A 15,593-nucleotide genomic window follows, 5' to 3' on the forward strand; every position below is an offset into this window, starting at 1 on the left:
ATTCTTTATGAAACTACACTTTATATTAAAATAATTCGATATTCTTTTCTGTAAAGAATATACACTACACACTTCATCTATTAAACATTTGCGGCATTAAGCAGACTGAACACCAGGCTACTTAAAGGGCCTGTAATATTGATTGTAATAAAATAAATTATTATTAAAACTCTATTTTTAAAATGTTTATTATGAAAAAGTTTTTTTATCTAAGTTTAGCAGCGTTAACAATGTTATTTTCAGCCGTATCTTGTAGTGACGACGATGATCCGGTAATGCCCCCTGTGAATAAAACAGAATTGCAGGTAGTACTTGAAAAATTAGGAGAAATGGAAAATGTAGAAGACTTCACCAAGGTATTGTCGGAAGCAAAAGACATTAATGTAGGTGAAGAGGCTATTACTGTATTTGCGGTAAAAAATCAGGAAGCAGCCCCAGATTCGAACAAAGACACTGAAGAAGGACAAGAAGGTGGCGACACTGAAGTAATCAATGCAGAAAACATCAAACGTCATATTGTAAAAGGAACATACGATTTGGCTAATGCTCCGGCAGACTCTCTTATTTTGCAAAGCATAAGTGGTGATCCTATTGCCGTATATTCGAAAGACGGAAAAATATACGTTAATGGGGTACTTATGGAAGCAAGCCCTGAAGAAGCCGGGAAAAGCAGTATATATGTAATAGAAAGTGTAATCCCTGAAGCTGATATTCCGGCTCTTACCGAAAACTTTACAGTATACGAAGGCAACGAAGAATGGACTGAAGGTGCTGAAGAAAAAGCAGCATCGGAGAATGCTAAAATCAAATTCTTCACGATGAAAGAAGAAGGAGAAAATATTACTTACACTCTGATAGACAGTGTAATGACCGACGCTGAAGGTAAGGCTACTTTGAGCCACTATACAACAGAGGATCTGTATTATACTGTAGAGAAAGATGGTAAAACATCACTTCGTGACAACTATCTTCTTACAGGATTATTTACAACTCAGGAACAAATAGACAATGCACCTGAATATAAGACCGAAACAGCTTTAGACGACGTGAAACTAGGATCGTTGAAGGTAGCTGATCTAAATGGGGATGATGTTATCGACGAAAATGATAAAGTAAATTCGGGATATCTGAAAGTAAATCCTGAAGCAGAGAACACTAACAGCTTCATTGTTTCTGCCGATTATGGTGCAGAAGAACCGGAAGCCTGATACCATCACCATTTATTCTATATTAGTTCTGAAGAGCCTCGGATAAGTTAGCTTGTCCGGGCTTTTTTTTATATCGGTTTTCAAAACAATTATCTATAAGGAGAATAAAACAAAACAGGTCTCTGACCGTAATATCTTAAAATAAATCCTTATGCTAAAAATTGAATTGAACGATCTGAAACTATCTGTGCCCGACTGCTGGGAAGACATACGCCTTGCCGATTACGAAAAATGGTTTATGCACAAACCCGAAGATAAAATGGAATATGTGCGTCTGGTAGCAGATATTTGCAAAATAGACCACGAAATATTGCTCGACTCCCCTACCCAACTGTTCGACGTATTGTCTAATGCTATCTCATTTATTTACGACACCGATTTTACTCCCGCTACAAAGGTTAACATAGATGGAAAAGAATATTTTATCAGCCTCTCCGACAAACTCACTTTGGGCGAATGGATCGATATAGAAGATACGATGAACAGTGACAGCCATACCAAGATTTCGGAAACATTGGCCATTGTTTGCCGGCCTGCGGGCGAAAGCTACAATACCGATACGGCTGCTATTCGCAAAGAGATGTTTCGCAACTTGCCTTGTGACAAAGCATTGCCGTTGGTAGCTTTTTTTTTGCACAGAAAGAAAGAGTCAGAAGCGATTTTGCACCATTATTCGACGGTAGTGGCTCAGGCCGACCAATTTCTAAAGGATACAAAGACTTTTGTAATAAATGGGGGTGGTATAAAACGATTGCCGATCTGGCAGAGGATAAGATATATTTATTTGACCAAATCACTCGAAAAACAGTTGTCGAAGTTTTCGGATTTCTCCTCTATAGGATAGATAAGGCTCGCGCCGAGGAAGAACAATATAAGTTTGAGAAACAAGTAAGAAGGTGAATGAAAACAGAAACGCCCGAATAACTAACGTATTCGAGCGTTTTATATTATAATATTGATGAGATTATTGTTTTACGTATTTATATCTAACAACAAGCTTTTCTACACCTACTTCATCTCCATTCTCTAAAACAACTGGAAAATTTGCATATTCACTTGTATAATCTTCATAAAGATATAGCGTTTTTTTACCATCAAACGAATATGAGTATGATTCAACATCTGAACCATTAATATCAGATAAGGATATTTTATCATCAGTAAACCAATATTTACCATCCCAAGTATCAACATAATCATCATCGTCATACTTTTCTTGCAGGAAAAACGTTCCATCTTTCTTGAAATCGTAAGTCACAGTCTGACCTATATATCCATGTTCTATTATATTTTTAAGAATGGCAATGGCTTCCTGATTATCCCCTTCTACCTTTACATCAGCAATCTCTCTACCTTCATGCTTCCATACTCCAACAATCTTATCATCATCGTCTTCGCTACAAGAGGTAAATACACATACCGCCATAAGTGCACTTAATAAAAGTAAGCTAATTTTTTTCATAATTTGTGCTGTTCTGTTTAGTTAATTTATGCTTAAAGTTGAAAAAATCGAGTGCAAAGATAATGTTTTATTTCAAACATTCTAATGTTTTAATAAAATAAAGTGAAAATATGTTACAAAAAAAATCTTGTATCTTTAAAAAAACACCCTCTGTATAGACAAAGGGTGGAATACATAACCATCTGTGTTAATTATGGGAAATCTGTCAAAGACAAATTTCTGTTGTATATTTACATAAAAAAACATCTACATTGATTGTTGCAGATAAGGAATATAACAACGCATACAACCTGTATGTTTATAAGAATTTGTTAATTTTTATTATTTACTCAAACATATTATCCGATAAGAACTTAACGCCTTGAACCTTGAAGTATCAGCCTATATTCTAAAGTAATACCTCAAAAAATGATGTACGTATATCCATCGAATTTATAAAACTTTATCTATTCTATAAAACTTCTTTTATAGCAATAGATATGATAAAGACTATTTTAAACATCTTCCGTCAACAGGCGCAAGAACACAAAACCATTAAAGCTTTTTATTACAACCGCAATTACGAGCTGGGCAGTGGAAATGAAGCACATCCTTTGTTCTGGCTCGAAGATCCGGTATATGGACGCAACGAGAATAATGTATTCTCCAATTCGGTCAACTTCTCGATACTTTTTCTACCTACCACCGAAGAATCGATATCACACCTGCAAAATCTGGCTTTTTCCATTGGGCTGAATATAATAGAGCGTATTAAAAAGAATCCTCTATCGGAAATCAGTATCCGTCCCGACTGGACATATACCACCTTACGCGAATATTATGACAACAATTCGTGTGGTTGCCGTTTTTCGATAAATTTCACTCAGGTAAATATGCAAAACCTGTGTTTAATAGAAGAGCAATTCGATGTGGAGAAAGAGTTTGACGATGCCGAAATACTGAAAAGCTTTGATGTTTCGGCAACGCCTAATAATGATATTTTCTATCAAAAGTTGCCCGACTTCGATATTAAAACCAGAAAACAATGAGCCAAGAGATAAGTAAGGTAGTAGAAGCTATCGCAAACGATGTACTCAGACTATCGCAAATCGTACTCGGAGACAACAACATTGGAGTAAATCAGAAGACAGGGAGAAATACACTGAAGGATAGCGCAATGGCTAGAAATGTGAAAGTGGAGATACGCAACCTCAGCGAATCGATAGTAATCGAAACCCTATTGGACAACTATGTAAACTACATAGAACAGGGGCGCAAACCCAAACAAGGTAAGCAACCTCCGATAGATGCTCTTAGAGATTGGGCGCTATCGCGTGGCATTCCTTCCGATAATAGTACACTATTTCTTATCAGTAGAGCCATTTGGCGCGATGGGCAGAGAGGCCGGCCTATATTGGCTACACTGGAAGAGGAGATTGAAAAACAATTTGAAAACAAATGGGCTGATATGCTTTTTGAGGCCATAACCGACGAATTAAATAAATATTTTGACTAAAAAAATCATGGGATACATTACAACTGAAATAGCGAATATAACCGAGCCTACGGTTACAACTCTGGCAGGAAATCCAAATTTTATAACAATAGAGGGAAAAGAAAAGCCAATAAGTGGAAAATTGAGACTTAATAAATTGTTCGATATTATGATCGTAGGAGAAGGACAGAATGAGAGAAAAGTGTTCTACAACTATTCAGCCTTTTCCATTAAAGAAAAAGCTTCAGGCAAAATTCATCACTTTATGGGTAGACCACATGGATTTTTAGCAGATACTATACGCAATATCGAAGCAATAGACAATAATATATATGATGATAAAAATTATACATTCTATAACATGGAATTTATGTATGGAAATACAGAACAATATCTAAGCCTATTGAATACTTTGGTCGAAAACCCATTTTTCAAAGAGAAATATAATTTAGTACTTGAGAATGAGGAAAATAAAACAATATTGTTTACAGCTAAGGGAACAGGCTACGAATATGATTTTGAACTTATCGAATTTGATCAAAAAGCAATAATATTATCTAAAACGACAGCAAATAAACCTACTGTAAGGCTTAGCCTCGAGGTTACAAGTACAGATGTAAACGATAAAACAACCGAGATAAAATTTGTAGACACAGCTACCAAGACTCCTCAGAGTCTAAAAGCAACAATAGATGAAAGTGAGGTAAATAGTGAAACGTTCTTTGTCGCAAAAAACAAAGATTATTCTGTCACTGCCGAAAATATCAGGGCATGTATGATAAATAATTCCTTTCTCAGAAGCCATTTTCACATTACAATTCCTACTGTAATCGAAAACGGAAAAGTAAAAAACGGAACTATAATATGGCTCACACCTAAAGGAAAGGGATCGGCATATACATTCGATTCGTTTGAGATCAACCATTTTTTTATTAAAAAGAAAGAAGAATTATACGAAGTCTCTCCCGGCGATTCAATACTGGAAGGTAAAGAAAACTGCGAAATACAAATAGATATGTATAAGGATGTTAAATACGAAGAACAGAATACGAATGAATCGGGAAGTTATATAACTACCTTATCGAAAACTTATTCTGGAGAACCTCTATGGTTTGATGTTAATACTATTTGGGCTAATCAAAACAAATATTCTGACAGTTTCCTTAACTCAGGATATGACTGGTGCGACACCGGAACTGAAACAAGCTTCAGATTTACAGCTAAAAGTTTCGATGGCATCAACCACGATACTTTCTACTATTCCGACAGACTACATTCTTTGACAGGCTATTGCCGTAATCTGGAGACAAACAATCTGAGCGAATATGTATATGATACCAAAGACGACAATGTAATAAAGCCTTTGACCCGTCAGCCTATACTTACACATATCAAAAACCAAAAACAGTATTTTAATTTCATACTATCCGATCCCACCCGCAACGATGAAACTGAGATCAACTACCCTGAACATCGCATGGGTATACAATACAAGATATATACGCAGTCGGGGAGTTATTTAAACAGCCAGACACTCGGAATACGGGACAAGTCCAAATTTGGAGTAGTAAATACAATATGTCTGAATATAGATGCCGTAATAGAAAAATATCCGAATGCAGGTATCGTAAAAGCTTGCTTGTGGCGAAACGGTAGAGCAATCAGCGAACCGCTTGTATACAACATACTGCCTTCGTGCTTGTATAAAGTAAACGACTTTGCGTTTCTTAATTCGCTAGGAGGTTGGAGTTCTTTCAATTTTGGAGGAACAGAGCAAACAGATTTCAAATCAAGTGTAAATACATTTTACCGCACTCAAACGCCCGACTTCAATATAAGCAGCCGTATAGAGTCGATATTTAATAAAGAGGTAACAGAACAATTCATAGTACAGACTTCCCCCATAAAAGCAGAGGTGGCAGAATGGCTAAAAGAGATAAGTTCTTCTATTGCTGTCTATGAACTTTCAACAAAGAGGTATGTAATAATAGACGAAATGAATGTGAAACATAATTCGAAAGACGACTTATTCAGTTTGCAAATGAAGTATCATTACACCGATTCGTACAATGCAAACATCAAGTAGACTATTATCCTACTTTTGAAAGAAACAATGTAAAACCTACCTGTTATTTATTGTAAGGGTAATCTTTAGTGATTGCCCTTACATTCGTTTCTATCTACAACTATATTTATATTAAACCGTCAACTGATAATCGATACCTATCTGATCGATAAAATAGCTATCGTGTGAAACCAATAAAACTGTTCCTTTATACTCTCGAATGGTAGAAGTAAGTATTTCTATATTTCGAATATCAATATTATTGGTAGGCTCGTCCAAAATAAAAACATCGGGAGTATCGGCTCCCACCATCAGACAGCATAGAGCTAGTTTCATTTTCTCGCCACCACTAAGTTTGTCACATGTTTTATTCCATGTTTCGTAAGAAAATAAGAATCGGTTAAGTATTGTCTTGATTTCATGATCCTGCAGTTGATTGCTAAACTGCCTTACTTGTTCAAAAACAGTAAGATTATCGTTGATTATCGAATATTCCTGATCGAGAAATACATATTTAAAATCGGCAAGGATTATCTGACCTTCAGTTGGTTGCAGCTTGCCGGTTATAAGCTTTAGCAAAGTAGTTTTCCCACTGCCGTTTCCTCCTTTTATCAGTATTCGCTCACCACTTTTAATCTGAAAACTTAAGGCTTCTTTCCATAAAGACATTGGACCATAACCAAAATTTAAATTCTTTGCCGTTACCAATATCTTACCGACATGTAAAGAAGATGTGTTAAAATCGGTTTTCATCGATTTCTTATCCGGCAGTGCAGACCTGATTTCAGCTATATTTTCGGCTATTAAACCTATTTTCTGATCGTGTACATCATTTAGTTTCGATGTGCTTTTTTCGGCCTTGTTTTTTAGAGTATTAATCGTGATGCGTGGTATACCGCTTTTAGCCTCCTTTTTTTTATTGCGGGCATCACGTTTTTGACTACGTTCGATAGTTTCGCGAGCTGTTTTACGAGCCTGTCGCAATTCTTTTTCTTTCTCGTCGAGTCTTGCTTGCAACGAATTCAGTTCTATTTCTTTTTGCTCTTTGTAAAATTCGTAATTGCCTGCATAATAAGACATGCTGTTTCTACTCAGTTCGTAGATCTCGGATAGTTGATTCAACAATGTACGATCGTGGCTGACAACAATAATTGTTGCACGAGACAAGGCGATGGAATTATACAGTTTCTCCCGGCTAAGATAGTCCAGATGATTTGTAGGTTCGTCCATAAGAATAAGTTCAGGTTGATGGATGTCTATACCCGCAAGAAATACTTTAGTTTTTTCGCCTCCGCTAAGATCGTTCAAAGATGAGGATAAGGAAATATGCTCCAGGCCCCATGAAGATAGGGCTGCAAGCGAACGTTCTTCTATCGCCCAATCGTCAGCAAGCAAAGTAAAGTTATCAACAGAGGCATCACCATTGAGTATAGCTTGCAAGGCATTTATTTTGTCTTCTATTTGCAAAGCCTCGGCAACACTCATATTATTGTACTGCCCAAAATGCTGAGGTATATAATATGGCGGGGAAGAGCAAATAATCTCACCCGAAGAAATAGATAATTTACCACTCATTATTTGCAACAGGGTGGACTTCCCTACCCCATTATTTCCCACCAAAGCTATTTTCTGACCTTTATTTATAGAAAAACTGAGATCGTGAAAAAGAATTTCTTTGTCGGGATGAATATATGTTATTTGTTGTACTGAAATACACATAATCTTTAATAAATAAAAAAGTTAACACTGGTATTTATATAACACAGGGAAGCAAACGACATACAATAATCATAATAGCGCCATAAACAACAAAAAAAATGTTGCTGATAGCTACTTCTGAAAAAGTATTACTAAATAAATACTCGTCGTTCGTTAAAAAAATTGATTACATGTTTTCGAATATAATATACCAAGAACAGATTGAAAGCACTGTCTGGTTCAATTAAATAATTGAATAATAAACTCGTATAGAAAGGTAAACTCAAATTCTCATTGGAGTAGTTATATGTTTATGGACGTAAAATTAGTAATAGTATTTTTATCTTCAAAATATTTTATCTACTTGATCCTTAAAAAGGTTATAAAACAAGGCTATTTTTCCAAATAGCCTACAAAATTGCCGTTATCGGTTGTAAGAATAACCGTATATTTTCCTGCCGAAAGAATATGTGTAGTATCGATATACCATTCTGATAAGGCTGAACGACTGATAGCCTTGCTATAACAAGTGGCACCTTTATCATCCAGAATGTTTACAGTTATAAATTCTCCATCTTGTTTATGAGTAATTCTCAGATAATTATATCCCTGATACATTTTTATAGGGTTAGGGTTGAGTGTTCTTAGCATAGAAGACAATTCTATCGCTCTTTCAACGTCGTCTTTTTTATCATCAGGATTGTCAAAGCTGTCTACAGCTACTTCTTTCAGATATAATTCTTTTATATTTGCAGCATTCAGTAAAAGAGAAGAACTAACAATAACAGATAGAGTAAGGAAGATAAAGACAAGTTTCACTTTTTTCATAACCAGTTGTTTTATATTAGATGTACCCCTTGAATTTCGATTGACACAAAAATAGAGTGTTTTAATCCGTATTAAGATGCACATAAATGTTAATATAAACTTCAATAAACATAACTAATTAAGAATGTATTATTTACAAAATGTTAATATAAATTTTTAATGGTCAACCAAGGTGAAAATTATAAATTATTGGATGCGGGATGAAAGAAAATCTGAAAGTTTGCCATACCTCTCTACACCTAATTTTTTTCGAATAGATGTCATTCTCATATTAACTGTAGTAACTTTAAAATCGAGCACGACCGCAATCTCTTGTACTCCCATATCCGCATATATCAAACTGCATATTTTATATTCGATATCATCTAATATAGGAAAACTGATTCTTAATTTATCCAAACGTCCGTCAACCTTATCATTTGCAGTATTGTATAAAATATCCCAATCGATACTGTCTTGTCCATAAGCAATTTCGTTAAACTTTTTAATGAGAGCCCGACCTTGCTTATTATTGGTTTCACGAACAAAATATTCTAAAGAAGCAGCCCTTTTCAATATATTAAAGTAATAGACATAATAGTCTTTTAGTGATTTTTGCGATTGCTTTTCAACTTCTAAAATATCCGTAAGATTCAATATTTCTTCCTGGGCTTTTGATAGTTTCTGTTTCTTTCTGACATCTCTCCAGATAAAAACAATGATTACAACCAGAAAAACTATAGATAATCCTAATATTACATTCCTTTTTTCAGCCGCATTCAACGACAGCCTGGTTATTTCCTTCTGTGCTGCCTTATATTTATATTTTTGTTCTGCATCTATTATGGCTTCTACTTTCGATTCTTTTAAAACTTTTGCCAGATATTTACTGTATGATTTATGATAATCAAGAGCATCTTTATATTTTCCGTTTTTTTCTTCCATCTTGGATAATAAAGCATAAACACTCGACAACATTCTTACACATTCTATATTTTCCTTTTCTACCCAAACCAGACTATTTTTCGCATAATAGGCCATAGAGTCCATATTATTCATTTTCAGATAAACGTTAGATAGGATCAAATCGACCTTTCCCGATTTAATAACTATACTATCTGTTATTTTCGCTTTATTCAGATAATAAATAGCATCTTTATACTCACCTTTATCGTAATAAACAACACCTTTATCTTTTAACCCATATGCTTCCTCCACACGATCGTTATGCCTGATGGCAAGCTCTATAGCTTTATCGTAATAATAAAGAGACGAATCATATTGCAATTCGTATAGATATGTAGAAGCAAGATTATTATAACTTGTTATCTCAAGCCTGTACTCTCCTGCTTCTCGAAACAGCTTATTGGCTTGAGCAAATTTAAGTTTAGCTTCTCCAAACAATAATTGATTCAACATCAATTCCCCTTTTGAATATAGGATCATATTAAAGAGTTTATTATTCTTATCTTTAATGGCCAACGATTCTGCAATATTATAGTAATCAACAGCTTTCTGATATTCTTTATTTTTATGCATTACCCGTCCAATATAATAGGCAGATAGTCCGATATATCTCGATGATGTGTTATTTTTAAAATAATGATATACATCTATTATCTCATTATCTTTCGAAATATCTTTATTCAGCCTGTCTCTACATTGAATCAGGCGAAGCATATATAAGTTACTGTTATATTCATCGAGAGGGCTGATATCTAAAGTATTTAGAATTTGCAATGCACTATCAGGATTCTGACGTATCAGTTCGCCCATCTGATCAAGTACCAAATCTTCTCTATAGCTTCTTTGATTGCAGGAAATCAGAAATAAAAGGAAAATTAGGATAAAAAGATAATATCTCATAATAGTATAGAAATATAAGTTTGAAATGATAATATCAAAAAAAGTATTAAAAACAGCCTGTGATAGGTCGTTAGTTTGTAAGTGTCAATAATTGCTTCATTACCCTAAAACAAACTAAATTTATAAAAAAAATACATAAAACAAGTATAGAGACAAGTTTTATTTGGTAGAGAAACTAATATAAATAAAAGGAATATGGTTTTTCCTTTTTACACTGCATCATAAATCTTATATTAACATTTATCACTCAACTTATTTACAAGTCATTAAGGTAAGCAAACTTTATATTAACATTATATCTGTTTCAGATATATTTTTCATCATTTATCTTCATTCTTTCAATTTACAAACAACCTTAATATTATTTAATTTTCACAGCCTATGAATATATTATACTTCTTTCGACCTTAACAAATAAAATAGCAGATCGGAACTCTTGTGTTTATTTTGAATAAAAATTTAAATAAAACGACATCGAAGAATCTAGCTGCTCTTAATAAAGCAAGAGTTATCCATCTGTATCTGTATACCCAAATGACATCGGACTTCTTACGAAAGTAAAGAGCCCTTATTTAACATATAGCCTATACTTTAGAATAAATTTAATAAGAATCTAGCATAAGAAATCTCTCAATTGATTTTCAAAGTATTTTATCTATAGGCAAACCATATACCATTGAATTATAAACCCTGTTTCAGCAGGCTTTATTTACCAACAGTTGTCTATCAAATTCAGCAATATAAACGAATCAAATGATTACTATGTAAACGGACAAGGTTTCTGCTGTGACAACACACCGAAAACCAGATCGTTTAACCCTAGCCAAAATGACAATCCTGAATTGTTCCAGAATTATTATCATTCCGATCATTTGGGTAGTTCGTCCCTAATTACTAATTTAGACGGCGAAATAGTTCAGCATATAGAGTATGTTCCGTTTGGAGAAGTCTTTATAGAAGAAAGCAATAACCGTTGGAATACTCCATATCTCTTCAATGCCAAAGAGTTGGATAAAGAAACAGGTTTGTAGTATTATGGAGCTAGGTATTATGATCCGAGAACGAGCGTGTGGATATCTGCTCCCGTTACAGGAGAAGTATACGAATATTAGTACATATGTATATACCTTCCAGAACCAATGAAGTATATTGATCCTACGGGAATGAAAGGAGAAAATCCAGAAGAAGATTGAGTACATACGAAAGATAATACAATGATCTACGATAGTAGAGTATCTAAACAAAAAACCGCAACTAAAGTGGGGTGGATTTTTAATATCAGTTTTGATAACAGGATAGTTTTGTTCCCCACCACCACATATTATTAATCCCACAGACCCACCTTTTCGGATTTTCCACAGTGATAAAGATTGCGTCTTGCCTCATTATCAGAGTAAACTTCTTCATAAAGCACTCCAAAAGGTCGGGAGTACATGTACCCGAAAACCTGAAATTAATGGTCGTTTTTTTCTATCAATTGTAAGGAAAATAAAGTTTTGAAATAAGATATTACAGAATTAAATGATTATTTGTTTATCTTGTCTGTTCATTAGTTTACGTGTTTTATTGTAATCATACTTTAGAACGGATACCGAGATAGCTAACTTGTAAAGTTTTTTATAAAAATATAAAAGTTGCTGACATACTGTTGTCATTCCGATGATATACATTTGCAATGTAAACCAATAAATATCACACAAAATGAAACTTACATCTTATCTTGTTTTCAACGGATTGGCCGAAGAAGCTGCCAATTTCTACGCCAATGTCCTGGGAGGTAAAATAGAAAACTTCTACCGTTACGAATCTATGCCTGCCCAGCCGGACATGCCCGAAGTTCCAAACGACTTCAAACAAAAAATAATGCATTGCTGTATTGATTTTCCGGGGGGAACAATGAGCCTCGCTGATGCTTTACCAAGCGACGAACGTAATTTTGGTAAAGGAGGTCATATGCTGACCCTCATGTGTGAATCGATAGCTCAAACCGAAGAAGTTTATGCGAAGTTATGTACAGATGCACAAGAAATTCAATGCGAACTTGCTGAAGCTTTTTTCGCAAGACGCTATGCCGAGGTTGTTGACCGTTACGGTGTGCTTTGGGCAATACTATATTGTGAAAATCAATAACTCGACCCGATGAAGTTCATGCGAAGCTATGTATCGATGCACAGACAATATAATGTGAACTTGCCAAAGTTATTGACCTTTATGGTGTGCTTTGGGCGATTCCAAACTAAGAAGCATAACTCGCTATGATGAATCGACTCGACCGCATATCGGCACTCTTAGTACAATTACAATCACGTCCGGTGGTAAAATCATCGGAAATGGCTGAACGTTTCGGGGTAAGTTTGCGTACTATCTATAGAGATATGCGTACCCTATCGGAAGCTGGAGTACCTATATGCGGCAATTCGGGGGTCGGTTACTCTTTGGTCGAAGGTTACAGGCTACCTTCACTAATGTTCTCCAAAGAAGAGGCGATAGCATTTCTCACTGCCGAAAAAATTATAGAGCAACTGACCGATACTCAAAACAGTAACTACTTTCGCCAAGGGATGGATAAAATCCGAGCTGCATTGCGAGCGGTGGATAAAAAATATCTTCACGATATGGGAGATACCATCGCTGTGTATAAAAGCCGAAATACCGGAGAAAGTTTACCCAACTTGTTGCAAACAATATTAAATAGTATAAATGACAAGTTAATTATTGAGATCGATTATACCAATGCAGACGAAAATAAAAGTAAAAGAGCATTGGAGGCAGTTGGCATCACTTATTCACACCCTCGTTGGTATCTTTCAGCTTGGTGTCACATGCGCAAAGAATACCGAATGTTTAGACTCGACCGCATTAGCAATATCAAGACAAGCGGCGATAAACACACCAAAGTTCATCCACCGTTAGAATCCCTTCTTGGGAACGATGAACCCCAATGCCTTCAGGAAGTTATCTTACATACAAGTAAAGAAATATCCAGATATCATGCAGACAGATGTTATTTTATGGGATTGATCGAAGAAAAAGAGCTTGCAAACGGGCGGATAGAACAAACATTTATGACTTATTCACTTGAAACTTTAGGCAGGTGGGTATTGGCTAATGCCGACACTACAACAGTGATTAGTCCTATAGAAGTAAAAGATATTATGAAACAAATTATTAAAAACTTAGACTTATGAAAATTAACAATACTGAAATTAAAAACCTCGAACCTATTAAAACGATTGCAATATTACACCTTGGCGAGTATTCCGGTATATGCGGAGCATTTGAAAAACTTGGAGCATGGGCCGGAGCAAACAACCTTTGGGCCGCTTCTCCTAAAATGGCAGGTGTTTATCATGACGACCCGATGCATACCCCGGCTGAAAAATTGCGTTCGCAAGCATGTCTCGAAAATCTTTCAGGCATTGAACCCGGCGAAGGAATGCAACATTACACAATAAGCGGAGGCAAATATTTTGTAATGCAGGTGGAAGTAAACATGAGCGAATATAAAGAAGCATGGGAAAAGGTATATGACGTTTTAAACGAAAAAGGTTATGAATGTGATATGAGGGATCATTATGAACTGTATGTAAGTTGTACAGGCGATACTCAAGATCCTGATGCACCTTGGATAGTAGATCTATGCATTCCTGTGAAGTAAATTAATGATATTTATATTTTAACAACTAAATAGCTGTATCTTTATTTGATGCAGCTATTTACATTCATATTTTTAAATATGAAATCAGAAAAGCCTTTAGTTGATAAAGACTATCTTCTATTTAAAACCGAAGGAAAGGGAGGATGGACTTTTGTCGAAATACCCGAGATACCTATGCCCAAAACATCTTTTGGGATGCTGAAAGTAAAGGGGAAAATAGATGATTATGAGTTCTCTAATGGACACTTGATGCCTCTTGGAAACGGACATCTTGGCTTGGCTGTTAAGTCGGAAATAAGAAAGAAAATAAAAAAACAAGCTCCCGATTCGGTACACATTACCATCTATGAAGATAGAACACCATTGATAACACCCGAAGAATTACTTTTGTCTATGGAGTATGAAGATGGAGTTTTAGAAAAGTTTGAAACTTATACAGATGGGCAGAAAAAAGCATTCATAAATTGGATTAATTCGGCAAAAACAGAAGAAACCAAAGTGAATCGCATTGCCAAAACCATAATTATGGTACAAAAAGGAGAAAAATTTTATTAGAGTTCCAATTCAAGAACTACCCAACTCAAGAATAAATTTTCATTAATAAAAATAGTAAATATGGAAGTACAAATGTTGCTACGAGATCCCGAAATATTTCCTTCGAATGAAGTGTTGAGGAATGCACTTGGAAATAGTGTTTACAATGTATTAGAGTCGTTTATAGAAACGGTTACAAATGAGAAATACGGCTTGACCATTGAATGGAGATTTTATAACGATGGTAAAGCTTGGCTTGGTAAACTGGTGCATAAGAAAAAAACTATTCTCTGGCTTTCTGTCTGGAACGGATTTTTCAAAACAAGCTTCTTTTTTACCGAAAAGCATCTTGAAGCAATTTCAGCATTAGATATTTCCGAGAAAATAAAAGAGGAATTCTGTACAGCAAAATCTGTTGGAAAACTTATTCCAATGCTAATTAATGTAAACGAAAGCAGTCAACTTACTGATATATTTACAATCATACTTTTCAAAAAAGGGTAACTCTCCTTTTTCATTATCAAATAATCTTTTGCCAAACTCTTAAGGAAAATAATCACAGAATAATATTATTTTTTGGGGCTCCATTCCCCCTATTATTAATTGCACGAACAACTATTAATTTACTCATTGGAGAATAAATGTTTCTCCTATATATACCTCATATCTGAAAGAAGATAAAAAAGAAGAAAACAAGAAAGCTTATAACAATTTTCACCTCTCTGTTTTCTTAAGGAAATACAGTGCATTTCAACACCCCATCCTCATTTATAGAAAAATGGATAAATTCCTTTTTTAACTTATATATAATACTAATAATC

At 34.8% G+C, this 15,593-nt stretch carries 15 protein-coding genes; 11 read left to right on the plus strand and 4 right to left on the minus strand.

The window, feature by feature from the left end; genetic code table 11:
• Nucleotides 1-191 precede the first annotated feature (191 nt).
• Nucleotides 192-1,208 carry a fasciclin domain-containing protein gene (locus JGH11_RS14620; RefSeq protein ID WP_201113044.1) on the plus strand — a complete coding sequence of 339 codons (1,017 nt, stop codon included), beginning with the start codon at nucleotides 192-194 and terminating at the stop codon, nucleotides 1,206-1,208.
• Between the two features lie 151 nt (nucleotides 1,209-1,359).
• Nucleotides 1,360-2,052 carry a hypothetical protein gene (locus tag JGH11_RS14625; RefSeq protein WP_201113046.1) on the plus strand — a complete coding sequence of 231 codons (693 nt, stop codon included), beginning with the start codon at nucleotides 1,360-1,362 and terminating at the stop codon, nucleotides 2,050-2,052.
• Between the two features lie 120 nt (nucleotides 2,053-2,172).
• Here JGH11_RS14625 and JGH11_RS14630 read toward each other — a convergent pair whose 3' ends face one another.
• Nucleotides 2,173-2,670: a DUF6246 family protein gene (locus tag JGH11_RS14630; protein WP_201113048.1), complete on the minus strand. Its 498-nt coding sequence runs from the start codon at nucleotides 2,668-2,670 to the stop codon at nucleotides 2,173-2,175.
• Between the two features lie 479 nt (nucleotides 2,671-3,149).
• On the opposite strand from JGH11_RS14630, the gene JGH11_RS14635 reads away from it, so the two are divergent.
• From JGH11_RS14635 to JGH11_RS14645, 3 genes are read left to right on the plus strand one after another with little or no spacing between them, the layout of a single operon-like run.
• The gene (locus JGH11_RS14635; RefSeq protein ID WP_201113050.1) at nucleotides 3,150-3,698 is read left to right on the plus strand and encodes a hypothetical protein; all 549 of its coding nucleotides are present in this window, start codon (nucleotides 3,150-3,152) and stop codon (nucleotides 3,696-3,698) included.
• Nucleotides 3,695-4,165: a hypothetical protein gene (locus JGH11_RS14640; protein ID WP_201113052.1), complete on the plus strand. Its 471-nt coding sequence runs from the start codon at nucleotides 3,695-3,697 to the stop codon at nucleotides 4,163-4,165. Before JGH11_RS14635 ends, JGH11_RS14640 begins: the two co-directional genes overlap by 4 nt.
• Nucleotides 4,166-4,172: 7 nt before the next feature.
• Entirely contained in the window at nucleotides 4,173-6,230 is a 2,058-nt protein-coding gene (locus tag JGH11_RS14645; RefSeq protein ID WP_201113054.1) for a hypothetical protein, read from the plus strand.
• A gap of 111 nt (nucleotides 6,231-6,341) precedes the next feature.
• Here the strand turns inward: JGH11_RS14645 and abc-f are convergent, their stop codons facing one another.
• The 3 genes from abc-f to JGH11_RS14660 form a co-directional block, all read right to left on the minus strand.
• Entirely contained in the window at nucleotides 6,342-7,928 is a 1,587-nt protein-coding gene (abc-f, locus tag JGH11_RS14650) for a ribosomal protection-like ABC-F family protein (protein ID WP_201113056.1), read from the minus strand.
• Between the two features lie 372 nt (nucleotides 7,929-8,300).
• On the minus strand, nucleotides 8,301-8,735 hold the full coding sequence (locus JGH11_RS14655; RefSeq protein ID WP_201113058.1) for a DUF3244 domain-containing protein: 435 nt from the start codon (nucleotides 8,733-8,735) through the stop codon (nucleotides 8,301-8,303).
• Between the two features lie 186 nt (nucleotides 8,736-8,921).
• Nucleotides 8,922-10,490 (minus strand): tetratricopeptide repeat protein, encoded by a 1,569-nt coding sequence (locus JGH11_RS14660; protein ID WP_236264006.1) that lies wholly within the window; start codon nucleotides 10,488-10,490, stop codon nucleotides 8,922-8,924.
• An 809-nt stretch (nucleotides 10,491-11,299) separates the two neighbouring features.
• On the opposite strand from JGH11_RS14660, the gene JGH11_RS14665 reads away from it, so the two are divergent.
• From JGH11_RS14665 to JGH11_RS14690, 6 genes are all read left to right on the plus strand, one after another.
• A complete protein-coding gene (locus JGH11_RS14665) occupies nucleotides 11,300-11,611 on the plus strand; it encodes an RHS repeat domain-containing protein (RefSeq protein WP_370567604.1) in 312 nt (103 codons plus the stop codon).
• Nucleotides 11,612-12,281: 670 nt separating this feature from the next.
• Nucleotides 12,282-12,710 carry a VOC family protein gene (locus JGH11_RS14670; protein WP_201113061.1) on the plus strand — a complete coding sequence of 143 codons (429 nt, stop codon included), beginning with the start codon at nucleotides 12,282-12,284 and terminating at the stop codon, nucleotides 12,708-12,710.
• A 125-nt stretch (nucleotides 12,711-12,835) separates the two neighbouring features.
• Nucleotides 12,836-13,768 (plus strand): YafY family protein, encoded by a 933-nt coding sequence (locus tag JGH11_RS14675; RefSeq protein ID WP_201113062.1) that lies wholly within the window; start codon nucleotides 12,836-12,838, stop codon nucleotides 13,766-13,768.
• Nucleotides 13,765-14,238: a GyrI-like domain-containing protein gene (locus JGH11_RS14680; RefSeq protein ID WP_201113063.1), complete on the plus strand. Its 474-nt coding sequence runs from the start codon at nucleotides 13,765-13,767 to the stop codon at nucleotides 14,236-14,238. The genes JGH11_RS14675 and JGH11_RS14680 overlap by 4 nt, the downstream gene beginning before the upstream one ends.
• A gap of 78 nt (nucleotides 14,239-14,316) precedes the next feature.
• Nucleotides 14,317-14,793 carry a YdeI/OmpD-associated family protein gene (locus JGH11_RS14685; RefSeq protein WP_201113064.1) on the plus strand — a complete coding sequence of 159 codons (477 nt, stop codon included), beginning with the start codon at nucleotides 14,317-14,319 and terminating at the stop codon, nucleotides 14,791-14,793.
• A 60-nt stretch (nucleotides 14,794-14,853) separates the two neighbouring features.
• Complete coding sequence (locus JGH11_RS14690) at nucleotides 14,854-15,276, plus strand: DUF3788 family protein (RefSeq protein ID WP_201113065.1); 423 nt, start codon at nucleotides 14,854-14,856, stop codon at nucleotides 15,274-15,276.
• Nucleotides 15,277-15,593: the final 317 nt, after the last annotated feature.

Source organism: Dysgonomonas sp. Marseille-P4677, from assembly GCF_016652235.1.
Lineage (GTDB): Bacteria > Bacteroidota > Bacteroidia > Bacteroidales > Dysgonomonadaceae > Dysgonomonas.